Origin of the sequence: Paraburkholderia sp. BR10923 (assembly GCF_040948765.1) — a bacterium.
Taxonomy (GTDB): Bacteria; Pseudomonadota; Gammaproteobacteria; order Burkholderiales; family Burkholderiaceae; genus Paraburkholderia; species Paraburkholderia youngii.
Map to the genome: position 1 here is coordinate 1 of NZ_JBFPKO010000032.1, position 25,105 is coordinate 25,105.

Genomic DNA, 25,105 nt, shown 5'->3' on the forward strand with positions numbered 1-25,105 from the left:
TGTTCATCAGGGTCAGGTACGGAGCGGCGAAGTACCACTCTTCATCCGATACATCCGTTGGGTAAGGCCTGCGATTTTTCATTCCGCCAGGATACCAGGTCCGACATAAAGTGCCTAACACCCTCTAGAAATGCTGTCGGGCAGGCTGGATTCTACGACCACCGTGATCCTACTAGGAACACGCCGAGGCGATGCTACGGTCCGCTTGCGACCGGCCCCCTTCCTGTCCCTGCCAGCCGCGTCAACTATGCAGGGTGACGGGACTTACCGCCCAATCGCTCGCGCCACCGCACGAGTCTCCGAGTCACTTGAATCAAGCCGGCGACATCGGCTCAGGCCGCGCGCTGGCGGCGCAAGCGTTGAGCACCATCACGCAGGCACAGTCGCATTGATACCCCGCTCCTTGCGATCTTCGTCGCTTCGCACCCCCGACTCAAGGCCGAAGTCTTCGACCCGAATAGGCCAGACAGCTGCTCGTGCTCTTGCTCCTTGCGTTGGGGCACCGTGTTCCTAATAGGAACACGCAGCTCGTGACCAATCCCGCGGTCCGTAGAACCGCGGTCCGGGTGAGTCTCAGCCGCCGCTTTTTCCCAGCCTTCGCGCGACACCACAGTGCGCTTTCCCTGTGTAATCTATGATGTGTTACTAGACGAACACACGGGAAGAGCTGACGGGGTCTCATTCCGCGCGCTCGTCGGGGTAGGTGAAACCGCGACCCCCTAGTGAAATGACTCGCCGACCGAGCAGGGCGACCTGTGAACGTAGGCGGACAGACGTACCCCTTTCATTGCCGGACTCCGAGCAGCGTGTCCTAGTAGGACACGGTCAAGGGTAAGCTCGGTGCCATGCCATGCCGTCGACAAAAGATGCGACCTTGGCCCATCTCTATCTCACCCTATTGGGCACCTTCGCAGTAAAACCCCACCGTTGCGAGCGACGTCGGAAGCGTGCGGCCGCTCATTAATTTTCGGTGCGCCTGATGGCGTCGCAGCGCTGGTCGACCGGACGGGCAGCTCGCCCCTTTACGCCCGTGCAATGTGTTCCTACCCGCAACGCGCACATCCGAAAACCAACGCGATCCCAGACCTGCTGCGCCTAGAGACCAGAACCCGTGTTCCTAGTAGGAACAGATTGCGTCACCTCGTTTCGGCGTCGGTGGTGTCCGGCGCCGTACCTGGCGTTACCACACGCCCCGCTGATTGCTCGATTCGATAGGGCGGAGCCTGTCACAACAGTATTACTACGTGAACACACAAAAAAAACCCTCCGAAGAGGGGACTTCGCGTTCGCTCGCTACGATTACGGGATATCAGCGAACAGCTCATTTATCACCGACCGGATGCGTTCCTCCTGTGCCTCGGTCAAGATGGCGCTCTTCAGCTTGACGGTGAAACTCACCGAATCCTTCGTTATGCTGCCCGCGTGAGCCTTACCTGCATAGACCTTATGAATGTCTCGATTCGTGGTCGGCGGCGCGGCTCCGCGTCGGAGCATGGACCCCTCGAGAAGCTTCGCAAATTTGCTCTGCTCAAGGCTACCGCTCACCAGCTGCTTCCAAAGATCCGCCGCGACTTCGGACGCCGACTGACCGAATTTCTTGAGCACTGTGTTCGTGTCGCTCGCGGCGTTACCGCTAAAGAGTCCAGGGCTCCGCTCCAGGTCTTCGAGCATGAACGTCGGAAGGTTCTCGAACGCCATGTAGCGGTAGAGCGAGCTGCGGCTAAGGCCCATCGCTTCCGCCATTTTCTTCCGGTCCGGAAACTCCTTTTCGGCCCGACGCATCGCCTTCCCGATCTCGTAGTCGGTTAGGTCTTCCCGGCTAATATTCTCGGTCAGCGCCATGACGGCCATATCGGCGTCCGTGACATCGACAATAATGACCTTGATGTCTTCGAGTTCAAGCAACTGATGTGCGCGCCAACGACGCTCACCAGCAATCAGCTCAAAGTACTCTTCGCCGTCCTGCAACGTAATGCGACGGACCAGTACCGGCTGCATCAATCCTACTTCCCTGATGCTCTCCGCAAGCTCCCGAAGTTTGGCTTCGACGAATCGGGTTCGAGGCTGCCAGGGATTTGGTCGAACCTTGGCGACAGGGACAACGCTCTGCGCCCCTTGCGCTTCGAGTTCTGCAATGCGCTGCTCAGCCTGATTCAGCTTGGTCATCAAGCCAATGCCTGTTTTGGGCCGGTTGTTGTCCCCTGTCGGCTCTTCAATGTGTCTTTCCGCGGCCGGCACCAAATTCTGCGTGTTTGCCTTAAGGCGCTCGCGCATGTTCATTCTGTTGTCCCCCACTTGTTGGCGTAAAAATCGTCCATCCAGCGACAATACTCTTCAAGAGGTTCGCGAATACGGGCAAGCGTCTTGTTGCCGCCCTCCCATTTCGATACATCGAACACCGTCGATAACCCCACCGCGCCTGTGCTCATCACCGAGCTTGCCGGCACTTCGGTCTGGCTCATCCAGTGGCCATATGCCGCCTGCACCCAGCTGCGAACGATCGGGGCCGAGGAGGTCGAACTGTTGTCAACGCGCGAAAGCAGAATACTGACGAAGTCGAACTTCTTTTCGCTGTCGCCGCCTTCTCTGAACGCCGGCGTCATGTCGTTGAAGAGGCTCCAGAACGAGACCGAACTAATGAAGTCCAGACTTTCCGGAACCAGAGGCATCACCATGCTGTCCGCCGCCATTAGCCCATTGATAGTGAGATACGAGAGCGACGGCGCCGTATCGAGAATGATGTAGTCGTACTTCCTGCGCAGCGGCGCCAAGCCGTCACGAAGAATGGACCAGAACTTGTATCCCTTAACTGTTTTTACTTGCGAGGGAATCCAGAACTCAGCCGCGAAAAGCGTTGGGTGGGCTGGAATGACATCAATCCCGTCCCAGTACGTCGGCTGCACAACGTCTTCGAGCTCGGCCTCGTTCGGTTGGTAAATGAAAGGAAGTACTGTATCGTCCTCGCCCAACATCTTCTCTGCATACAGGCCGCACAGCTCAGTGAGCGACGCCTGCGGATCCAGGTCAACCAGCAATACCTTGCGCCCGCGCAGGCTGAGCCCTTGCGCAATGCACATGGTGGTGGTGGTCTTGCAACTGCCCCCCTTGAAGTTCGAGGTGACAACAATTCGTCCCGCTGCTTCGCCTTTCTCCAGCAGCGGTGACTTCTTGATCGGAGAGACTTGCTGGACCCATGCCCGCGTCTCGGCAAGGCTGAAATTGCGGATCCGGCCATTGCCCTGGACCTCTCCTTGCGGGAGCGTGCTGCCCTCCCGGGTCGCTAGGTAGTGAAGCCTCGCGCGGTCGATGGCGCACATCTCCGCCACCTGGGTAGACGTGAATGTCGGGGCATGCTTCCGCGGATTGGGCGTCAGAATGTCCTTCCTCAGGTCGCGGGTTAGCTGATCGAGTTTCTTCGAAAGTTCTTCCACGCCGTCAAGAGTGACGGTTCTATTGAGTTCTGGAAATTCACTCTTCACTAGCATATTCGACGCTCCCATCGAAATTCTTGATGTTGCGTAGAATAAGCGATCGAGGGGAAAACTTCATCCTTTACTTTAAGTTTTTCGAAAAAATCGACGCGTCAGAACGCGCTGTAAAGGCTTGGGAAGATCCCGCCGATGGCTCAGCAACGACGGAATGGTGATCCCCGCCAGCAGCCCATAACCCCCCTCGCTGGAGGGGACCGAAAATCAAACGGTTGTGTAAGGCGGTTGTAGTCGCAGAAATGGCGTATTCAAAAGAGCAAGTCTTCGTTCGGTGAGCTTCCAACGGACCCGCGGTTCCCCCGATCTACGCTTCGATAGAAGGGCAAAGACACTAAGATTGTGGCTCCAAAACGTTCGCCTGACTCAAGGTCACCAGGATTGTGCGATCTTCCGAACACGGGGAAGGCAAAGTCACCGAAATTGTTGGCTTCAGCCATTTTGCAGGCTATCTTAAATGGCGGTAACCCGCTAAGGCCTACAATTTTTGTGACCTTTCTCGGCCCAGAGAACGCGCAAACGTCCATGCTCGCGGCTTTTCTGCAAACATAGGGTGCCCTGCCAACAATTTCGGTGACTTTTCCTGGCGCATCATAGGCGCTCCTACAATTCTGGTGACTTTGCCGCCGGAGCTCAATGGGCGCCAGCAACCGCTCGCAAGAGGCCCCTGACCCATTGCAATTCCCAACCGCGTCAATAGCTTAGCGTGCATTCGCCACGGCAATCTCTATTCCCCGACTCCACTCCGATCGCCGGGGCTGCCGAGCGGCGCCGAGCGGACCTCGAAGCGGCAGATCTCCACAGTTTCGGTGACCTTTTCCAAGACCATGTCTCACGTCGCGATCCTACAATTTCGGTGACTTTGCCAAGTTAAGGGCACTCAAGCGCACGGACGGATCTGCAATCTTCGTGACCTTGCCACGCCAGACATGAGCGGCACTGTCGCGAAGCCTTGCCGCAACAGGGGTCTTGGCGTACGGAGTGTGCGCTGGCGCAAACAATTTTGGTGACCTTGCCGGGGCCCAAACTGCCCGAGACCAGCCTCCGGCAGGCCTGCCACGTCCCCCCCAACAATTTTGGTGACCTTCGCCACAAATCCGGTGACCTTTCGATATCCGCGCCCGGCTCTTGAGACAAATTGAGTGACCTATCTGCACCGAACGATGACTTTGCCGCACAATCCCGGTGACCAACCGAGCCGCTGATGTGACCTTTCCAAGCTAAGTTCTTGATTTTATTGCAGTGCGTTATCACTAGTATGTTGGTTTAGTTTTCTTAAAGACACTAACTACCAAACCAAACCGCCGCGAAGTTCGCTCGGCCAAACACATACTCACAATCGCGATTGCTAACGCCGGTCTCTTGAAAACGGGGGGACTGAAAGGTCACCAAAATTGTGCTCCTCCCGCCGGCAACCCACGGTATTTGTCGGCGCTCGGCTCCGTTTGTCTGCCACCTCCACTGCTGCAGAACGCGTATGTTGCGACGGGAACAACTTTCTATCAGGCAAAGTCACCGAAATTGTTTTGACATTTCGACCTTACCAGGTCACGCTCCGGCCCAGACCAACTGGAGAGGGTATGGATAGCGCGGCGCATCAACTGGCTCTGGCCTTGTTTGAAGACTACACGGCCAGAGGCGAAAGCATTGTTGCGGCACCCCATGATCTGGGCTTCCGGCGAAGCAACGCTTTCGTCAAGATCGTCGACCTTAGCCTCGCGGCCCGCCGTCTTGTCGATGTTGCGTACTTCCTGGTCGCAGACGACCCTGAAATCCGCAAGGAGTATCGCGTCGATTTTGGGCTCTTCAAATGGTTGATGTGCACCACGAGCGAAAACCGGCGGCACCTCACCAAGCTAATTCGCGAAGCCCAGAAAGCCGCGATCGAGTTGACCGAAATCGACGTCGCGGACCCCACTAAAGAGCGCTGGGGTTCTGTCCCTTTGATGGGCTCGGCATTTGTTGACGACGGTGAGTTCACCTTTGAATTGGCGGAGCGGCTTCAACGAGCCATAAAAAATCCCAGTGCATCGCACTTCCTGAGTCTGCGCTACGTTTTCAAGTCTATTCACTCGAAGGTTCTTTACGACCGGCTCCAGCCATACATGGCAGACGGCGTGACGCCATGGTTCGAGGTCACCGCCATGCGCGCCTTGATGGGTTGCGAGACCAAGACCTACGACCTCTTCAAGCACTTCCGCAGCAAGGTGCTCGAGATCGCGATGACTGAGATCCTGGAAGTTACGGGCATTCGTATCGACATGCTTACGCAAAACGTTCCGGGGTCCAAGCGCATCGGCCAACTACGCTTCAGGTTGCAGGGACAGCGCCAAGGCGATGAGCAAAAAACAGCGCTCGTCGTGCTTAAATCCCTTTACGACACGCTGCGCAAGGAGTTCGCGCTCAACAGGGCGGAGTTCAACGAGATCATTGCCAATCGTTCGACGTACACCGATGACCGCATCAACCAAGCCATCGAATACACGCGACATATGGCTGCCCGGGGGAAGGTTAAAGTGCGCGCAGGCGGTTATTTCATGAAGGCGTTACGCGAGGACTACCTGCTGGGCACCATCGACAAGGACATCCATCAGCAGGCTCTGGCGCTTGAGTCCACTCAGCAGGTAGCGCAGCAGGACGCCGACACACGTGAAGCCCAACTGAGCGCCGCGGCCAACGACAAAAAGCAGAAGGAAGTGGCACTTGGCTGGGACCACTACAACACGCTCGCTCAGGAAGAACAGGCAAATGTGGCCGCAGAGTTCGCGACAAGCCCCGGCGCAATACTCATTGCGAAAGTGATTAAGGCGGAGCCGAAGGACCTGCTCGCGCAACTTACAGATCCCAAGGTGTACAGCGCATTCGGCTCCTTCGTTGCCGGCAAGATATCGCGGAAGGCGAAGGCTGCGCGAGTGTCTAAAGCGGTCGTTGTTGACGAGGCGTGAACCTGCAGTAGGAACCTGCTGTGTGCCCGCTTACCGACAAAGTATAGGGCCCGCGACCGATGTTCGTTTCTCCAGACAGGGTTGCATAGGAGGAATGCGGCTTCGCTCGGTCAATCAAATGCGCCCGCACAGATTTCAAGTGAGTTCAGCTGCGCGTCGCAGCCTTCTTAGGTGCAGAGAGAGCTCCTGCCCGGTGCTTCCGGTTGTAGGTCGCAAGCAACGCGTTGAGGATCGCTTCCAGTTCTACAATCCGCGTGGCGATCTGCTCGTAATTTGGCACGTCGAGGCGTAAATATTTTTTACCGGGAATGATCCTTACCCGCACGCCTTCGCGCACGACTGGCTTTCCAGTGGTAAGCACAGCAAACACTTCTTCAAGCGAACAATTCGCAGTGACGTGCGCAGTTCGACGAGTAAGTTCGGGTTCGCCAAGCTGGCGAGTGAGCGTTTGAAGCGTCTGAATATTTCTAAAAGATAACTTTCTATTCCTGAATACTTCAAGCACGGCTTCAGGAAGTCGTGCAGCACCTACCATCCTCGACACTTGCGGATACGAGATGTTCAGTTCGATGGCAATGGCTCGCAAGCTCGGCCACAGCCCCTGTTCAAGTACTGAGAGATAGAACTCACCAATGGCGATTACGGAAGCCCGTCTTGCGCGCAACTGCTCGTGCAACGCGATGGCGGCTTCGCGGCGAAGTGTCATGTCGTTGTTGTATTCCATGTTCTTAGCCTGCTCGTTAGGAACCGATCTATCTGAGACAGCAGCAATTGGATGCTGAAGGCGTTGTGAGTTACCCGTTTCGTTGCACCAGTGAAAGAGGTGTCTGAGCCGGCTCAGACACCTGTCTTCAACACGCGCATGCAAAAACTGAAATGCGTTTGGGAATAAGGCATTGAAAATAAGTGGAAAACTGCGCACACAACCAATCTGACTTCGTCGGGCAAACCGGACCGCCGACTGTGAAACGCGTGAAACAGTCGATGGGAAGATGCTACCTCCTTACAGGACAACCGATTTCCCCAAAAGCTCACGAATTTCTGCGTCATTTCACCTTAGGTCTCTGAGCCGGCTCGGCCGTCCGTGAACCTCTGGGGCCGCGCCGAAAAGCGGCGATAAATCGCATCTCTTTCGCATGATCGGCTTCCACCCTGGGCTGATTCAATTGAGTCGGCCCAAATGGATCGACCGTCATGCCCCTGTTCCGCAGCAAGAAGCAAATCGCCCTTTCCACCGCGCCTGGCGGTTACTCAAACGATGACCCTGAGAAGATCATCTTCGACATGGGTGCCCGTCTGCGTACCGAAGCCAATCACTGGAAGACGTTCTGTTTCATCCTGGCCTTTATCGCTGGGGGCGCGGTCTATACGCGGAATCCCCCCCCGTCGGTCGTCAAGGCATATGGCGTTTCGTCCGACGTCAACGGCCACGCAGTAGTCGCCCAACTGGCCGCATACAAGCCCGACGACCAGGCAATCCGCACTTCGCTTCGGGAAGCCGTTGAGCGCTGGTTCACGATCGAACCGGTCCTCACAGACGATATCCAGACGTCCCGCATGGCAAAGAACATCAACGGCATCAAAGCCATGATGGTTGGCAATGCGCGCAATCAGTTCGGCGACTGGGTCAAAAGCGACGCTCCATTCCAGGCAATCACCCTGAATCCGAAGCTGGTTCGGGAGGTACGCGTCACAAACGTTGCACTGCTTGAAGACTCGACCGGCGTCGTGGAATTCACAACCAGCACGACGCAGTCGCCTACCGACAGGCCTGTCGTCCAGAAATACGCCCTGACGATCCGCTATCAGATCGTCCCACCGACTTCCGAAGACGCACTCGGTTCGAATCCATTCGGAATGTTCTATCCGTTGTTCTCGATCCAAAAAACTCAATGATGATCGCCTCCCGCACGCTCGCTTTGTGGGCGGCCGCTTTCGCATGCGCGGCTGCCGTTTGCCCGGCTGTGAATGCAGCGAAGAAGGGCGTCGTGGCCCCGGCCGCTTCGTTTGACCTCGCCACGGCAATGAGCGACCCGATGAGCCCGGTGAATCCCTATAACGCCGGTTCGGACCCGATCACCATGCCGGGCGATGCTCGGATGGTCGTGTTTCCCTATAGCCGCGATCAGATCTACCGGATCATGACCGCGCCGCTGAAGAACACAACGATTGAGCTGGCGAAGGGCGAGCGCGTGACGACCGATCCAGCTATGGGTGACTCGATACAGTGGGTCATCGACACGGACGGCGAGAATCACCTCTTCGTGAAGCCAGTCAAACCCGGCCTCGTCAACACCCTTCACCTGACCACCAACCTGCGCGAGTACGACATGACGCTCGTGTCGTCGCCGATGGGCGGCCTGTTTTATCAGACTGTGCGCTTCAGCTACCCCGGCTCTGTCATGGCGAAGGTCCGCGCGCGCGAACAAGCGGGCGTTGGCCCCGAGGGCCACGGTGACGATTCCGAGGGCCGGACGGATTCGAGCCCAATTGGCGTCTCGCCCGACAAACTCAACTTCGACTATACAGTCTCCGGTTCGGCGTCGTTCCGTCCCGAGACCGTGTTCGATGACGGCAAGTCGGTATGGCTGCGCCTGCCCGCCAATGCACCGTTTGCCGTGCCCCTCGTCAAGGATCACGGGGATGTCGTGAGCCCGAACTTCATTCGGCGCGGCCAGTACATCGTCGTGCAGGAGATAGCCAACCAGATCGTGCTGCGCGCCCCGAATGAGGAAGTGACGATCAAGCGCGGCCGTGCAGGCCTGTTTGGCTTCTGAGGGGCGAGATGAACTCACCGACCGATCAGCAGAACAATCCGCACGCAAGTCTTTTCAAGGGGAAGTCGCCCCGCAACGCACTGTTTGCGGTGGGCGGCGTCGCCGCAGTCGTGATCGGAGCACTCGGCTTCTACTACCAGGTGAAAGAGAGCGCCAAGGTTGACGAACAGGCGGCGCTGCAGAAAAAGGCGAAGGCTGCTGAAGTCGTCGACAAGTCGAACAACACGCAGGACCTCAACAAGACGATCGACGACCAGTTGAGCGAGGCGCGCAAGATGGCGGCCTCCGAAGCGCGCGCGGCGGCCGCCGCACGCTCGTCCTCGCCCGCGGCTACGTCGAATATGGTGAATGTCGCGCCTGCGCTAACCGCCGATGGTTTTATCAACGATCAGCAGACCAGGCAGATTAAGGCTGACGCCGACACGGACGCGATCTTCGCGTCGCCGATCTTCAAACCGGGCCTGAAGGTCAAGGATACGGCGCGTGCGTCTACGACGCCCAACCCGTTGCCGGGAGTGCTCACGCCCGCTCAGGTCGCGGCCCAGCAGGCTGCCGCGCAACAGGCGGCGGGAGGGTCGGTCGCCGAACGACTCGCGTCGGCCTTCGCGGCCGCAGGAGCAGGACAGCCGCAGTCGCCGCGTCCATATTCGGGCCAGGACCACGATGCCACCTTCATCAGGAATGTGTCGGCGCAGTCCGGTAGCGACCAGGATTTTCCGCGCGCCGGTTTTGTGGGCAAGGCGCATGGCTGCGTGCTTTCGCCTCCCCACCACATCGGCGTGCTCTCGACAGAGCGACTTAATTCCGATCGTCCCGGCACAGCCTCACTGATCGTCGAAAAGGATGTGTACGACAGCATCCGTGGCGACTGCCTGATGATCCCTAAGGGCAGCTTCATCACGGCACCGTATAGCTCTGACATTCAGCCGGGCCAGGAAAGCATTCTCGTAGCTGCGACGGAGTTGCGCCTGCCGAATGGCAAGCATGTCCCGCTCTTCGGCGCGCAGGGTGCGGATGGCGACGGTTCGGCTGGCTTCTCGGGCGATGTCAACAACCACTTCTTCAAGATTTTCGGGACGTCCTTTCTCGTCGCGATCCTTCTGCACAAGTACGACGGTGGCGAAACCTCCACCACCACGGGTCCGCTTGGTGTTACCCAGGTCGGCAGTACGGCGGGCCAGGTTGCCGCCACGACGGCCCAGTCAGTGCTTGAACGATACAAGAACATCCCGCCGACCATTACATCGGACCCAGGTGAGCGCCGTTTCATGCTCAAGGTCAATCGAGACATTGTGCTGGAGCCGTATCGCGATGAGTAAGCCGCTCGATAAACGTATTGCTATCGGCGGAATGGTTGTTGCGCTGGTCGCGTACCTTCACGGCGCCCAGGCTGCGACGATCGCTGAAGTGATCAGCCCGACAAGCGTTGTTCTGGCCGATGGCAACGCCCGCGCGCTCGCTTCGTTTGATGGTAAGCCCGTGTTCTGGTGCGGGCTGCAGGTGTTCGAAAAATGGGCGACGCCGCTGGTGGGTCAATCCGTGGCGAGCGATCCGGATACGGGTATCACCGTGTCGGTCGACTCGCGCGACGTCTCGCTCGAGCGGTTGCTCGTCGCGAAAGGCTGGCTGCAGCCAACCGTACTGGACGATGACGCCCAGGCCGCGATTGCCGAGGGCCGCGGCGGCTGGGCGTGCGCGAGTGCGACAGCTCCGTTTGAGCTGATGCATAGAAGCGTCGATCCGAAGATACTCGCGGGCATCGCCTTGAACGAGTCCGGTCTAAACGGGCGGGCCTGGCCCTGGACGCTGAACATCGCGGGGCGGGGCTTCTTCTTCAAGACCCGTGCGGATGCTTATCGCATTGTCCAGTCGCTGATCGCACGCGGCCGCAGCGACTTCGACGTAGGCGTAATGCAGATCAACTGGGCGTACCACGCGCGCCGTTTCGCATCGCCGTGGGACGCGTTGTCTCCGGCCACCAGCATCCGCGTTGCTGAGGACATTCTCAACGAGAACTACAGCAAGACGCACTCCGTCGCGAAGGCGATTGCCTATTACCACAGCGCCAATCCGGCTCCGGGGCAGGCGTATCTCGCGCGTTTCGCGCGGCACCTCAACCAGATCCAGGCCGGCCTATGAAACTCAACGTTTCCCGAACTGCTCTTGCCTGTCTCGCGCTGTTCGGCGCTATCACGGTCCATGCGGCGAACACTGACCCATTCGATTTCGATTACGAGATTGCAGGTGGTATCGCAGAACGTCCTGCGCTCATCTTCAACGACGGATCGAAGACTTACATCCAGCCTCGCGCGGGTCAGGTTATTTCCGCAGTCGGTGGCCATGCGGAAGGACCCTATGTCGTGGTCGATGGAACGCCCGAAACGATCACGTACACGGTAGCTGGCCGTCCTGCCAGTGCGCGCTGGACGAAGGCGAACACGTTCATCGGCGGCGGAGCGCGTGGCGCGCTCGCGGCGCTGCGCGACGATCAGCCCGCTGGCTTCGATGGCTTCACCAATCGCCTCGTTCTCATCGGCACACATGGTGCGCTTGAACCGGTCCGCGCGCTCAAGGCAAGCATGCCCGTGGCCAGCTTCGTGAAGGCGTTGGCTCCGCAGGGCTGGACCGGGTCTGCACAGAAGGATGTGGACATCACCGACGCAAGCGCCTTTGCCACGCGTGCGGGCGAGAACTGGATGCAGGCGCTCGATCGCCTGATGACGCAGACCGGACTGTATGCGGACGTCGACTTCACGTCGCGACACATCCGCCTGCACCGCGATGCGCCGAAGTCAGGCGCGCTCAATTATGCCGCTGGCGAGAAACCGCAAGCCGATGCGGTTGCGCAGACCGTGGCTGCGAGACCAGAGGAAGCGGCACCGACCGCTGCGCCCGCATCCCTGCTGGCCGAATACTTTGGCGCGCAGGCGATCCGCGACGGCGACGACACGCATACACAGATCCGCTTCGCGTCGAAGCCCACGGGGGAGCTGACGTTCAGAACGCCCGAAGGCCGTTCGCTGCATCCGAAGTGGGATGCCGGTACGAACGTGATGACCATCGAGCGCGCCGAGCGCATGGTCGTGTCAGACGGCACGAAGACGGTCGAGCTCGCGCGTTCCGCGGGGACCGTCTATGACTTCGACACCACAAGCCCCGCGCATCTCGAGGCTGTGTTCGACCGCGACGGCCACACGTATTTCAAGTTCGCCGAGTCCGTAGTGCAGATCCATGTAGCAGACGTGAAGCACCTGGGTTCGGGCGAGCAGAAGGGCCGGTACTACATGTTCAACGGCACGGCCGAACAGTTCATCGTCACCGCGGATGGCAATACCGTGAATGTCACCCGTCGCCACGATGTGAAGTACTTCGAGCGTGCCGCTCCGGGCTCCCGGCCTGAGCCGACGGCACCTGCAACGGCGGTGGCGAAATCGTGATGCACGGTGCGCGCATTTCCATTGTTTCCGTGGTCAGCGCGGTGCTGCTTGGCTGTGCCTTCGTTGCGCGCGCTGACTGCCTTGATGACGCTGCTGCCTACCGGCACGTCAGCGCACAACTGGTCCGCGCGATCGCACAGCACGAATCCGGCATGCGGCCGAACGCAGTGAACGTGAACAGCAACGGGACCGAAGACATCGGCCTGATGCAGATCAACTCATCGTGGCTACCCAGGCTTGCCCGGTATGGCATTCGCCGGGAGCACCTTTTCAACGCCTGCGTGAACGCCTACGTCGGTACGTGGATTCTGGCCTCGAACATCAGACAGTTCGGGCCGACCTGGAAAGCCGTGGGTGCCTATAACGCGGTTTCGACCCAGAAGCAGCTGATCTATGCCAACGCAATCTATCGCCGCCTGCAGCGGCAGGGGCAATAACGAATGAACGTTACCATCGAACGCAATGAACGGGTGCGCGTGATCGCGCGTATCCTGGCTGCACTGGTGCTAGTGGGCGCATCAGACTGGAGCCACGCCGCAATCGACCCGGACCAGTCGCACGTTGCGGCCCCCGCCGGCGACGGATGGCAGATCCTCGCGGCAGTCCCGTCGTCTCGCGCGACAACTGCGATTTCTGCACCAGCACCCGCGCCCGCGCCCGCACTCGCACTTGCACCAGCACCAGCACCAGCACCAGCACCCGCAGTGGTTGCTGCACCCGTTGCGCGGACGGCATTGGATGCCTCGTCCTCACCGATCGCAACAGGTGTTGCCTCGGTGGTTCTGCCGGGCACACCGACAGCACCGGCTGCCACGCTGACGCTTTCCGTCTCGCCGCAGGACCTCAATCTGCGCAACGCGCTCGACCGCTGGTTGCAGACTCAGGGCTGGCAACTTGCGTGGAAGATCGATGACGATCTACCGCTCGAATTCAATGCGACTTTCTCAGGCGACTTCACGTCTGTCCTCACGCAGGTCATGCAGGCGACCAATCACATGCGCGTGCCCACGCGCGTCTGCCGTCACACGAACAACGTCATCCGCGTCATCGCGCGCGCGGCCAACTGCCAGGACTAACTCCATGCGTCACGCATCCATTATCAAAACTGGCCTTTCCGTCGCCTGCTCGCTGATGATCGCAGGTTGCGCGGTCAATCAGAGCGACATCAACGCGGCCTACGACGCGGCTCATCGCACCGGGAGCGATGCGATGGCCAATCTGCCCGGTTCGATGGCGCTGGTGGAAGATGTGCCGACAGCGTTCCTCGGCGACCGGCTTGTGCCCGTCGCGTATGAAGCGACGCTGCCCGCCACCTTCCGCGAGAAGAAGGTGACGATGCCTGCGAACATCGGTATCAGGCAGATTTCGACCCTGATCTCGGGCGCAACCGGTTATCCGGTCCATCTGAGCCCCGACGTGTTCGTGCCGCGCAGTTCGCTGGTGCCGCGAGAGTCAGCGGGCGGCAAGGGCACAACGACAGGATTGAACGGCAACGCCTATGAAGAGCCTGTCTACGGCCAGGTTTTCACGGGCTATGCCGGCGCGTATCTGACACGCATGACCGAAGACCTCGGTCTCGACTGGTCGTTCGACGGCTCGACCATCAACATCACGCGCTTTGTCACGCGCATGTATCAGATCGCCGCGATCCCGGGCAAGGTGTCGATCAAGTCGACCATGTCCAAGGGCATGGACACCTCGACGGGCAACCAGGCGAACGGCACCGGTGGATCGGGCGGCAATACGGGATCTTTTGCGGCACAGACGTCGACGGGGCGGGAAGGGGATTTCGACCAGATCAAGGCGATCAGCGATGCACTCGATAAGCTGCGCTCGCCAATGGGCCGTGTGACCGTGAACCCGCAAAGCCGCCTCGTGATGGTCTACGACACGCGTGAGGCGGCTGACCGCATGGGCAAGCTGCTTGCGCAGGAAAACGCCGTCTCGACGCGCCAGGTGATGTTGCGCGTGCGTACGCTGCAGATCGCGCTGAACAACGGCAGTCAGGCGGGCGTGAATGCCGACGTGGTGTTCAACTATATCCAGGGCGGTCTTGCCAAGTATGCGGTCAGCTTCACCTCACCCACGTCGCTCTCGTCGGGCGGGGGTACGGTCGGCCTGTCAGTGCTGCAACCGAATGCGCCGTTCTCCGGCACGAACGCCGTCATCAATGCGCTGAACCAGTATGGCCGCACGGTGCAGGACAACACGCAGACGAAGATGACGCTCAACGGCCTGCCCGTTTCGATCGCGTCGTTCCAGAGCGATGACTATCTGCGCTCGACCTCGCCGTCTGCGGGGAGCCTCAACGCCACGTCCGGTGGGGTGCCGGGTCTCACGCCGGGGACTGTGACCACAGGTGACTTCGTCAACATCCTGCCGGCGGTCAACGACCATAACCAGATCATCCTGTCGTACTGGGCCGACAGTTCGAAGCTCAATGGTCCCTTCACGTCGGCGTCGGTCGGCTCTGGCCAGACGCTGCAACAGATCCAGCTTGCGCACACGACAGGCAGCAAGGAGGACCAGACGATCGCGCTGTCTGATGGTCAGACGGTGGTGCTCTACGGTCAGATAACGGACCTTGCGAACAGCACGATGAATGGCGGTATCGCGGGTATCACGGGTCTGTGGAACAAGTCGAAGACCTTCCAGGTGATCATGCTGACGGCTACGGTCGTCCCGTCGATGTGAGCACGGGCATGCACATTACCGATCCGCTGCCGCGCGAGAAGAACGCGCGTCTGGTCTTCGGACTGGACTGGCGCGCGTATCCCGCAAAACAGATGCGCGCCGAGCGCCGCCGATACGCCGATGATTTCGGCGCGACGCACTACATCGAATACAAGGTCGGCAAGGACGCCATCGGTGGTTTCTGCGCACCTGAGACGGGTGAGATCAAGGGCGCGCGCCTGTATTCGGGAGCGGCGCGGATCGCCCAGCACGAACGTGTGAAGGGAAGGGCTGCCGTACTCGTCATGCTGCAGGATGACCAGCGCGTGCATGTCGTCTTCGTGGTGCGCGGTGTCGTACGCAGCGACGAGGTTCTCACGGTACCGAAGGCGCACGAAAGGCGTCTGACGATCGAGCAGGAATGCCTGCGGTTGAATCTGGCGCTGACCACGCTCGGTTCCGGCCAGGCCGTGGGAGACGTGGACGAGAGCTTCGGCGCGGCAGCGCTGCTTGACGATCGCAAGACTGGCCGCATCGCGAAAGTACCGGTCAACCTGCCGACACTCGTGCCGGTGCTGGTGATTGCCGCGGCCGTTGTATTCGGTGGCATCCAGCTGCTGGACCTGCTCAATCCTCCTGCACCGCCTGCGCCAAAAGAGCCGTCGCTGGAAGATCGATATGAGGCGCTTGTGCGTCAGACCTTCGCGGCAAAGATGCCGCGCGCCAATCTGCTCGCGCCAGCGCTTCTTTCCACGCTTGGCAACAGCGAATCAGTCGTGGCGGGCTGGGTCTTTGAGAAGGCAGTGTGCGCGACGCAGGGCTATTGCGCCATGACCCTTCGCCGATACGGCGGGAGTTTTGAGGACCTCCGCCAGGCGGCGCCCGAGGCGATGCGTCCGCTGCGCTTTGATGCGGATGGTCTGCATGCCGGAGCGCGCGGTCCGCTGGTGCCGGGCGTCGCGTTCGTGACAGCCAGCGACAAGAAGGCATGGCCGACCGAGCAGGGACTGATCGACGCCCTGCAGACACCACCGCAGAAGCTTTCGACCAAACCATTCGAGCTGATCAGTTACGGGTACACGGTTCACATCGAACCTGCGAAGCCGTTACTCGCGATCCCGCCGGGCGCAACCGGCCCGCGGCCCGCGCAGATGATTCGTGTCGGCACATGGGAGATCAATGGCTTTCGCTGGCAATCGCCGTTGCTCGCGAAGCTGCCATCGAACATGACGCTCGACTCCATGACTGTGGAGTTGAAGCTGAACGAACAGGGTGCAACAGGGAAGGCGAACGGCGGTGCAGGCGACCAGGGCGGAATCCATTTCACAGCGAAGGGCAAATACTATGTTCTCGAATAAACGGCTGACGGCGATTGCCAGTGCATTGACGCTGATCACCGGTGCTGCGCAGGCGCAACAGACGAAGCCGGCTTCGTCGCACATGCAGACGGCGAGCGTGCGCGTCCCCTCGGCCAGTCTCGACATGGGTTCGCCCGGGTCGCCAGGCGCTGCTTCGCCCTCCGCGGCTTCTCAACCGGTTTCGCAACCCGTCTCGCAACCCGTCTCGCAACCCGTCTCGCAACCCGTCTCGCAACCGGCAGCGCAGGCGTTACCGGCTCCCGCTGCGCCGCACCTGTCGATCGACGAGATCGACCAGATTACCCGTTCGAAAATTGCACGGCAGCTTGCCGGCGATGGCGGGCCGCAGGGTACTGCTGTCACGCTCAACGCGCCTGCGCCTTCGACAGTGCCCGTCACTGCGCAGGTCATCAGGGCGACACCGCCGGCTTCCCACACGGAACCGGTGCGATTCGTTGGCGCTTTCAGCGATACGAGCGGAACGTCGGTGCTGTACGACTACCGCAACGCCTCCTATCCCGCGCATGTCGGCGTGAAGCTGCTCAATGGCTGGACCGTGAAGCGGGTTGATGGATTCGTCGTCACTGTCACCGATGGCAAGCGTACCTGGACCGAAACCATCAGCGGCGGCACGGCCAATACGTCCGACAACGCGCAGCAGCCGGGCAGTCCGACGCGAACGCTGAGTGATCTCGGCGGTCCGCTGCCTTCCTCCTTTCCTCTTTCCGCTGCCGCACGATAAACGATGAGCCTCTTCAACGGTATTGAAAAAGACGAGCCGTCCTCGCGCGGCATTCTTGGGCGGTTCCGCGCACTTCGCGCCGGGTTCACTGACGAATCCCCCGCGTCGATGCCTATCGCGGGTGCAGGCCGCAAGGAGGACACGAATCGCGAGCCGCGCTTCATGCGTAGGGACAAGCCACTCAAGGCAGAACCTGTAGACACGAAGCCGGGCCAGCCCATGACGTTGGGCATGCGGCTGAGAATGGGCGACGTCACTGACGTCGACGCCAATGAAGGCGACTCGTACGTGAGCGCCGGCGGTGATCCGTCACAACCCGAAGCGACGGCGCACCAGGCGCACGTTGAGCCGGCGGCTCATCACCCGGCTGAAAGGCAAGGGGTCGCGGAGGACGTCGCTGAAGCGATGCGCAATGCTGGTCCCGAATCAGCGATGGCGTCCAGCATGGTGGAGCGTCCCCTTGCTGAGCCCGCCGTGCAAAGGATGGAAGCGCATGACGTTGCACCGCGGGCAGTGCCGCCCACAGGGTCCGCCGACGAGGCACATGACGTGCACGAACTCCATGCACAAGCTGACGTGGTGTCGCAGCAGGCGGAGTTCCTGCCGTCAGGCCTGCCGCAACTGGTGGCCGCCGACGCACTGGGTTTCAAGCGCATCCTCAGTGAGCGCGGCCAGGATGCAACCCTGCGCATTACCGATGCGGCGCGCCGCGAGTTTGTGGCGGTCGAAGTGCAAGCGGGGATGGCGATCATCATCACGACTCGCACGTTCCACGAGTCCGCGCTGTATCCGACGTATGTGATGGATCTCGAGCGCGCCGACATCAAGGTGCATGAAGAGATGATCGCGACCGACGCGGTGATTGCCGCGATCTACGCGAGCGAGCGCAACCGCTCGGCGGCCATCCTTCCCGAAAGTTCGCGTGCGATCGGCACATTTCGCGACGTGGCCGAAGCCGCACACGCCTATGGCGCCGGCGATATTCACTTCGAGTACCGCGACTTCAACGACGATGTCGAAGTCCGGTTCCGCGTGAACGGCGACCTCTACACGTACCGCAAGCTGCCCAAGGCGCTGGTGCGTCGCGCGCTCTCGGCCGCCTATCAGGATCTCGTCGCGCGTAACACCAACTCGGGCGAGACGTTCCAGCCCACGGCGTCGCAGTCGGCGATGATCCCGCTCGTTGTGCAGTCCGACATCGTCAATATCCGCTGGCAGAGCTCGCCGCTCGTTGGCGGTTTCGATGTGGGCCTGCGCCTGCTCGACGGCAACTTCCGCAACCTCAAGGTGCTGATGCCGGAACAGATGGGGCTGCAGACGTCCCAGTTGCGCATCGTTCAGGCGCTGGGCAACGTCAGCGGCGGTGTCACGGTCCTGACCGGCGAGACGGGCTCGGCCAAGTCCACGTTGCTGCGCGCGATGTCCTTCATGCTCGCGTCTCGTGACCTGCGCAAGCAGTTCGCAGTCAATGAACCGTCCGAGTATCCGCAGCCGTGGCTCTCGGACATTTCGATTCCGCGTCGTCCCGATGAGACCGACGAAGAAGCGAACCGCAAGTGCGCCGAGGTGATCCGAACGCTGATGCGGATGGACCCGGACGATGTGACGGTCGGGGAGATCCGCGATCGTGTTGTCGCCGGGCTCGTGGCTGAGCTCGCACTCACAGGGCATCCGGTGCGTACCACGCTTCATGCGGATAGTGCGATCGGTGCATTCATGCGCCTGGCCGGTGGGCGCCTGCAGTTGCCGATGGACGAAGTGTCCTCGGAGAAATTCATTAATGCGGTCGCGAACCAGAAACTGATCCCCCTGCTGTGCCCCCACTGCAAAGTGCCGGCGCGCGATGTGATGCCCGCAGCGCAGATTGAAACGCTCGAACGCAAGTTCGGTCTGGACACCTCGAAGATGGCGTGCCGCGACGAAACCGGTTGCGAACACTGCCGCCTGAAGGGACTGTTCACACGGGCGGGCAAGGTCGCGGCCGGTACGAAAGGGCAGACGCTTGCAATGGAAATTTTCCGGCCGACGTTGGAGTTTCTGGAGCGCGCTGCCGAACGCGACTGGCGCGGCGCTGAGCGGGTATGGCGATCGGCGCGCACGACGGGGTTTGACAGCGATGACATGACGGGCAAGACGATCTACGAGCACGCGCTCTACAAGGCGTCGCAAGGCATCATCGATCCGCGCTTCATCGACACGGCGATGCGTCCGTTTGACGAATACCGGATTTTCGCTGACCGCGACGGGAGGATGCCGTCGTGATCCGCGGACTGACTCATACGCTCTTCATGGCGCTGCCGCAGAAGGAGCGCATGCGCATCGCCAGATGGCGCTTCCAGAAGGTGCGCGAGACCTTCTATCGCGAGACACGTCTGGACGTGGCGGCCAAGGGGCTGCGCAATCGCGAGACGCTGCTCGAGCGGCTGACAACCCTCGAAAAGCGTCATCGCTCGCGCAGGTGGCTGACGTGGCCCGTGTTCAATGCGGTGGCGAAGCGCATGGTCGCTGGTGACGACTTTGCCACCGCACTCAAGCCGTTCATTCCGAGCCAGGAACACGCACTGCTCGATATCGCCGGTACGTCGACGCGCGAAGACGCCGCGGTGCGCGGGCTGGAGCTCGCAGAAATGGCCGCGCACGCAGAGGGTGTGCTCGCGTCGACGACGTCGCTGGAGATGGCCTATCCGGCATTTCTCATCGTCTATCTCTACATGTTCTGCATGCTGTTCGGCGGAGAAATTTTCCCGGCCGTCGCGGACACGAAGCCGGTCGATCAATGGCTACCGGTAGGGCAGACGCTCTATGCGATCGACACGTTCTGCTACGAGTACTGGTGGCTGAGCGCTGCGATCGCCGCGGGTCTGGTGTCGTTGTATTTCTGGACGCTCAAACGCTGGACCGGACACTTCCGCAACCGCGTAGATGCATTGCCGCTGATGTGGCGCAACCGGCGCGACCTGCGTGCTGCGCTGCTCATCGTGTCGCTTGCAGGTCTCTTCGATTCGAATCTCGTCCTGCGTGCTGCGCTCGACCGGCTTGCGAAGACCGCAGACCCGTGGCTCTGGTGGCACATCGACCGCATGAGCCGGCGGCTCACGCAACGCCCCGATGAACCGATGCGGGCGCTCGACACCGGCATCTTCTCCGAGGTGGTGATCGACACCATCGCCGACGCGGCGGGGCGCGACCAGTTTGTCCAGGCCATCAAGAATCTGGGCCGAACATCGCTGGACCGCGTCGTCGCCACCGTGCGCCGAAATGCACGTATCACGCATTACGTGCTGCTCGGCTTCGCCGTCACGCTGTTTTTTGTGCTGGGCATCGGATCGTACGCTGCGACCGGCGCTGCGAGCTTCGATTCTTCCCCGACTACATCCGCTGTATCCAATTGACCGAGGCAATGAGAAAAATGAACAAAAACCCGATCCAGAATCAGACCCAGGAACAACGCAAGGCCGCGATCCTGCGCATGGGCCGTCGGCGCAAACAGTCCGGCGAGCTGTCGATCATCGAAGGCGCTGCCGTGATGGCGGGTGCCGCGCTGCTGGCACTCATCGTATATGAGGGTCGCAGCTTCGTGATGGATCGTATCCACGCCCACCAGTTCAAGAGCGAGTCGCAACTCTTCCGCAGCGGTATTCAGGACGCGACGGCGAGCGACACCGATTTTTCGGCTGAATCGCTGCTCACGCTTGCGCAGAATCACGCGTTTGATTCGGCCGGTAGCCGGGTGAACAAGACGTCCGGCACGCTGACCGGCATCTTCGGTGGCCCGGTGACCGCCGCGGTCGCGACCATTTCCACGACCGACGATGCGATGGTGCTGACCTATCCGGTTCCGGCGACGGTCTGTTCGCTCGCGGTGGGCGCGGTGGCAGGCGCCTATACCAAGGTGACCGTCAACGGGACGACCGTCTCCGATCCCAATACGACCTTTAGCCAGACGACTGCGGGAACGGCGTGCAGTTCGAGTGGTGCGACGGCGAGCATTGCGATGTACGCGACGCACAACAACTAAGGATAGTCGCCCATGTTCAGCATCGTTGAGATGGTGGTCGTGCTGGTGGCCGCTGCGCTGATGACGACGGTCGCGATCAAGGAAGACGCAGCGAAACGGCGCGCGCAGGTCATGACGGCCGAAGGCCAGAACGAGGCGGTCATCAATTCGGCGTTATCTGACTGGGTGACCAACAATTACGCGACGCTGATTGCAGGGGGCCCTGTCGCGGTGGTCGCCAGCCCGCCGACGCTCAATGACCTCTTTACGCAGGGAAACCTGAAACAGCCGCACGCTGCGGGACCGTTCTGGGGCGGGTCGTACGTGATCAGCATGAGTGTCGGGCCTGCAACGTGTACGGCGAGCGCCGGTGACTGCCACGTCACCTACGTCATGTATCCGTCGAAGCCGCTCACGCGAGGCGGGGTGCCGGATATCGTCGGCGCGTCGCAGATTGCGCAGGCTGGCGGCAATTCCTTCGGGTACTCGAAAACGCAGAACGCGGGAACGATCACTGGCCTGAACGGTGCATGGACCGCTAACAATCCGCTGGGCAATGTCCCGGCCGCGATTCTTGCGACCAACGGACCGACCTCGGACGGCAACTCGGTCTATATCCGGCGCGACGGCGCGCTGACGTGGACGGGAGACCAGAACGTCAATCACGTGAGCCTGCACAACGTTCACGATCTGGATGCAGAGGGGACGGTGAGCGCGGCGAATGTTGGAGCCACGGGCGCGGTGGCGGCAAGCGGTGCGGTAGCCGCGGGCATGACGGTCACGGCTGGTACGACTGTCACCGCCGGTACGACGATCGGGATGGGCAGCGTGGGATGGCCAAGAACCGCTTGCCCGGCGGTGAATGCCATGGCCGGGGCAAGCGACGGTTCCGGCCTAGTGCTGTCGTGCCAGAAGGTGTCGGGCGTTCTGCAGTGGATGCCCATTGGCGGGCCGAAGCTGTGGTACGGCTACACCGCTATTCCCGACGGGAACGGTACGTTCGTGCCCAATCCAGTGTGTCCGGCGGGCGGGACGCCGGGGATTGTGGTTTCCGGACAGAGCACCTACACCGACCCGACCGCCTCGATCCACTACAGGGTCGATGGTACGGGCCCATGGACGGTCTATATCGTGGATGGAAGCCCAGGCGACAACACCGTTATCCCCGGTACCGCCGTTGCGACGACGTACTGTTCCTATTGAGAATAGAGAAAATGACAAAACTGATAATCAGGATGGCGCTGGCCGTCTGTGCGGTGCTTTTAAGCCATGCTGCAGTGGCAGGGCCGGTGAGGTGCTCGGTCAACAATCAGGACTCGACGTGCGTCGGTCACATAACAACGGTCTGGCAGACAGCACCGACGTGTCCCACAGACCCAGGATGGACGACCGTAGCTGCGGCGCAGTGGATCGGATCGCAATACACCGCTCCGCAGTGCAACTATCAGGCGCCCCAGGGATGTCCGTCCGGATTTACGCAGACCTCGCCACCGGTTTGGACCGGGTCTAACTGGACGCTACCCCTCTGCCAGCCGGTAACGCCGCAAAAACGCACCATAGTGTCGGCCACGGGATTCTGGGTATGGGCGGATTGTGGCTCCTACCTCGGTGGGAGCAAAACGGGTCCGATACCGCTAGCGGTCTATAAGGATATTTGGTCCGATGGGTCAACCACGTACTATCAGTTCTTCTTCGGTAAGCAATACCCCGTATCGGTCGACAGTCAAGGTCGATACTACGTGAACGAGTTAGGCGACAATTGGGACACGGACCAGGGTAATGGCTACCCGCTTGCGTCTCTATATGAGACGGCTGCCGGTGATCCGAGTGCTTCGATTCCACCGCAGCCCAATTACGCATGTTCTGGTTCCAATCACTAAGCGATACCGGAGTTCGCAAACGCTATAAAACGTAGAGTCAAAAAAAAGCCCCATCAATTGCTGATGGGGCTTTTTTCGCCTGGAGGGAGCTTGCCAGGCCTTGGGGACTATCAAAAATCCATAGTGTCAACCGACGATGTTGCCGGTCGTGAAGGTGAAACTGCGGCTGAACGGGGTTCCGTTGATGGTCCCGGTAATCGACACCGCGTACGTCGAATTCGGCGCAAGTGGCGACTTGGGGTATGCCACGCCTTCGTAAGCCGCGATATCGTTGTTGGGATCGCTGGAATCCAACACCTGCAGCGTGATGACGTTGCCCGACGTGTCGGTCATCGTCGCCGATTGCAAACGGATCGTGTCCGTCAGATTGCCCGCAACGGCGACGGGGGTGCCCCAATTACCCGAAGTATTCGGCGGGGTTGGGGTTTCACCGCCTGCTGAATAGGCAACGCCAGTCGTGCCTTGGCAAGGGAAGGTCAAAGGCACGCTCGTCAATTTGGCTTGCGCGTTCGCGACACTGATCGACGCATAGACCTCCGGAAAGCCATTGAACGTCGTTTCAGATTCGCCGATGCCGATGGATGTTGCCGGCGACACCAAGACGCCGATGTGATAGACGCCAGAGAGCCAACCATAGACTAGCTGATGGCCGCATTGGTCTTCCGTTAGCTTCGCTGGGGTATAGAAGCCACCGCTCACACCCCCAACCGAAACAGTCTGCGGATAGCCAAAGTGCGCCGCACGGTCGCCATACGTCACGCCGGTGAAGCCTGCATTGCCCGAAACTTCTGTATCCGAGACACCACTGTTCAGCGCAGCCAGATACTGAGCGTGAGACTGTGTCGCCTGATCCAGCGCCGCATTGTCCTGAAGGGCCGAAAAGCCGCACTGCTGCCGTTGCTGGTTCAGCAGATTAAACGCCGCGAGCTGTGCGCTGCCCGCCGCGTACTGCGGCGTCGATAGATTCGTCACGGACGGGGCACTGGCGCCTGTCGGTGCTGAAGCGCTGCTGCCGCCGTTGCTGCTACCGCTGCTGTCACCACCGCCCCCACCGCCGCCGCATGCAGCCAGGGCGAGCACAGCCGCGAAAGAAATGGCTGTCAGAGTGGAAATGTTCTTCTTCATTATTGAATCCTTGGATTTGTTGTTGGCCGTGCACCTTGCGCGACCTTGATTCCATCTTACCGACGGGCGTGCAAAGTCAAGTTCCCGCCCCGCCGCGTTTGGCCCTTCGCCAGGCGATCGGACTCACGCCAGATTTGGCGCGCCATTCTAGTGGTAACGGAAAGTTTGAGTGAGGCTTGAGGCCAAACGTCGTCTGAGGGAGGAAAACAGCGACCTCGAGACGGACATCCCTGTTCCTACCGGCGTCTGCGGGCGCGTCGGTGAAAGACTCGCAAACCAACGAAGGCGGCAACCAAGCCGATACCAGTAATGGTTGGCCCGGCTTTCGCGAGTTGCGGGACGACCCGGGTGGCCATATACAGGGCAAATAGCGCGATTGAGACTCGACCAACCCATGGCGCACTCAAAAGGGACAGTAGAGGCGATGGCTGGCTGCTCACATAGTGGGCGTATCCCTCGTTGGCCTTTTCGAGGTCGAACTCCGTGGCATTCACTGCGCGCTCGCTCCGGTAGAACCTTTCGTATCGCTCAAAGCGCCCGTCACCGCGCCCGTCGAGCCATGCAGCGTTGCTCTCCCGCGCCAGGTAGGCGTAGTCATCCATCGTTGCGCCTAGTGAACGTGTCCTGCGTGCCACCCGATCGCACCGATAGCATCGGCGATGATGCTACCGTCTGCCTCGGCGTAG

20 protein-coding genes and 1 pseudogene are annotated in these 25,105 nt (G+C 60.4%); 15 read left to right on the forward strand and 6 right to left on the reverse strand.

All coding sequences use genetic code 11. The features are described 5' to 3' along the window. From AB3X94_RS35690 to AB3X94_RS35700, 3 genes and pseudogenes are all read right to left on the reverse strand, one after another. A pseudogene (locus AB3X94_RS35690) lies at positions 1-82 on the reverse strand (IS5/IS1182 family transposase); the annotation flags it as partial. Between the two features lie 1,217 nt (positions 83-1,299). Beyond that, positions 1,300-2,280, reverse strand: a complete 981-nt coding sequence (locus AB3X94_RS35695; protein ID WP_152854520.1) for a ParB/RepB/Spo0J family partition protein — start codon at positions 2,278-2,280, stop codon at positions 1,300-1,302. Next, complete coding sequence (locus AB3X94_RS35700; protein WP_368593646.1) at positions 2,277-3,485, reverse strand: ParA family protein; 1,209 nt, start codon at positions 3,483-3,485, stop codon at positions 2,277-2,279. Before AB3X94_RS35700 ends, AB3X94_RS35695 begins: the two co-directional genes overlap by 4 nt. Positions 3,486-5,065: 1,580 nt before the next feature. Between AB3X94_RS35700 and AB3X94_RS35705 the strand changes: the two genes are divergently transcribed. After that, positions 5,066-6,430: a replication initiation protein gene (locus AB3X94_RS35705; protein ID WP_152854522.1), complete on the forward strand. Its 1,365-nt coding sequence runs from the start codon at positions 5,066-5,068 to the stop codon at positions 6,428-6,430. 145 nt (positions 6,431-6,575) lie between these two features. On the opposite strand, the gene AB3X94_RS35710 is transcribed toward AB3X94_RS35705, so the two are convergent. Next, entirely contained in the window at positions 6,576-7,154 is a 579-nt protein-coding gene (locus AB3X94_RS35710; RefSeq protein WP_368593647.1) for a hypothetical protein, read from the reverse strand. Between the two features lie 470 nt (positions 7,155-7,624). Between AB3X94_RS35710 and AB3X94_RS35715 the strand changes: the two genes are divergently transcribed. Genes AB3X94_RS35715 through AB3X94_RS35780 form a run of 14 tightly spaced genes read left to right on the forward strand, consistent with a single transcriptional unit; the run spans position 7,625 to position 22,617 of the window. Beyond that, positions 7,625-8,326, forward strand: coding sequence for a type IV secretion system protein (locus AB3X94_RS35715; RefSeq protein ID WP_368593648.1), 702 nt, complete (start codon positions 7,625-7,627; stop codon positions 8,324-8,326). Next, on the forward strand, positions 8,323-9,207 hold the full coding sequence (locus tag AB3X94_RS35720; protein ID WP_368593649.1) for a TrbG/VirB9 family P-type conjugative transfer protein: 885 nt from the start codon (positions 8,323-8,325) through the stop codon (positions 9,205-9,207). The genes AB3X94_RS35715 and AB3X94_RS35720 overlap by 4 nt, the downstream gene beginning before the upstream one ends. 8 nt (positions 9,208-9,215) lie before the next feature. After that, positions 9,216-10,526, forward strand: a complete 1,311-nt coding sequence (locus tag AB3X94_RS35725) for a TrbI/VirB10 family protein (RefSeq protein ID WP_368613963.1) — start codon at positions 9,216-9,218, stop codon at positions 10,524-10,526. A gap of 31 nt (positions 10,527-10,557) precedes the next feature. Further along, positions 10,558-11,346, forward strand: coding sequence for a transglycosylase SLT domain-containing protein (locus AB3X94_RS35730; RefSeq protein ID WP_368593691.1), 789 nt, complete (start codon positions 10,558-10,560; stop codon positions 11,344-11,346). Next, positions 11,343-12,644 carry a TrbG/VirB9 family P-type conjugative transfer protein gene (locus tag AB3X94_RS35735; protein ID WP_368593651.1) on the forward strand — a complete coding sequence of 434 codons (1,302 nt, stop codon included), beginning with the start codon at positions 11,343-11,345 and terminating at the stop codon, positions 12,642-12,644. The genes AB3X94_RS35730 and AB3X94_RS35735 overlap by 4 nt, the downstream gene beginning before the upstream one ends. After that, positions 12,644-13,081 (forward strand): lytic transglycosylase domain-containing protein, encoded by a 438-nt coding sequence (locus AB3X94_RS35740; RefSeq protein ID WP_368593692.1) that lies wholly within the window; start codon positions 12,644-12,646, stop codon positions 13,079-13,081. The genes AB3X94_RS35735 and AB3X94_RS35740 overlap by 1 nt, the downstream gene beginning before the upstream one ends. Before the next feature lie 3 nt (positions 13,082-13,084). Beyond that, positions 13,085-13,720: a toxin co-regulated pilus biosynthesis Q family protein gene (locus AB3X94_RS35745; protein ID WP_368613964.1), complete on the forward strand. Its 636-nt coding sequence runs from the start codon at positions 13,085-13,087 to the stop codon at positions 13,718-13,720. Between the two features lie 4 nt (positions 13,721-13,724). Beyond that, a complete protein-coding gene (locus AB3X94_RS35750; RefSeq protein ID WP_368593653.1) occupies positions 13,725-15,338 on the forward strand; it encodes a type II secretory pathway protein in 1,614 nt (537 codons plus the stop codon). A gap of 8 nt (positions 15,339-15,346) precedes the next feature. Continuing rightward, positions 15,347-16,675 (forward strand): hypothetical protein, encoded by a 1,329-nt coding sequence (locus tag AB3X94_RS35755; RefSeq protein WP_368593693.1) that lies wholly within the window; start codon positions 15,347-15,349, stop codon positions 16,673-16,675. Then, positions 16,662-17,417, forward strand: coding sequence for a hypothetical protein (locus tag AB3X94_RS35760; protein WP_368613965.1), 756 nt, complete (start codon positions 16,662-16,664; stop codon positions 17,415-17,417). Before AB3X94_RS35755 ends, AB3X94_RS35760 begins: the two co-directional genes overlap by 14 nt. Before the next feature lie 3 nt (positions 17,418-17,420). Further along, a complete protein-coding gene (locus tag AB3X94_RS35765) occupies positions 17,421-19,679 on the forward strand; it encodes an ATPase, T2SS/T4P/T4SS family (RefSeq protein ID WP_368593655.1) in 2,259 nt (752 codons plus the stop codon). Next, a complete protein-coding gene (locus AB3X94_RS35770) occupies positions 19,676-20,809 on the forward strand; it encodes a type II secretion system protein (RefSeq protein WP_368593656.1) in 1,134 nt (377 codons plus the stop codon). The genes AB3X94_RS35765 and AB3X94_RS35770 overlap by 4 nt, the downstream gene beginning before the upstream one ends. Before the next feature lie 17 nt (positions 20,810-20,826). Continuing rightward, a complete protein-coding gene (locus AB3X94_RS35775; protein WP_368593657.1) occupies positions 20,827-21,435 on the forward strand; it encodes a type 4 pilus major pilin in 609 nt (202 codons plus the stop codon). A 12-nt stretch (positions 21,436-21,447) separates the two neighbouring features. After that, a complete protein-coding gene (locus AB3X94_RS35780; protein ID WP_368613966.1) occupies positions 21,448-22,617 on the forward strand; it encodes a hypothetical protein in 1,170 nt (389 codons plus the stop codon). Positions 22,618-23,420: 803 nt separating this feature from the next. Here AB3X94_RS35780 and AB3X94_RS35785 read toward each other — a convergent pair. Continuing rightward, positions 23,421-24,419 (reverse strand): CAP domain-containing protein, encoded by a 999-nt coding sequence (locus tag AB3X94_RS35785; RefSeq protein ID WP_368613967.1) that lies wholly within the window; start codon positions 24,417-24,419, stop codon positions 23,421-23,423. Between the two features lie 236 nt (positions 24,420-24,655). Next, complete coding sequence (locus AB3X94_RS35790; protein WP_368593660.1) at positions 24,656-25,021, reverse strand: hypothetical protein; 366 nt, start codon at positions 25,019-25,021, stop codon at positions 24,656-24,658. Positions 25,022-25,105: the final 84 nt, after the last annotated feature.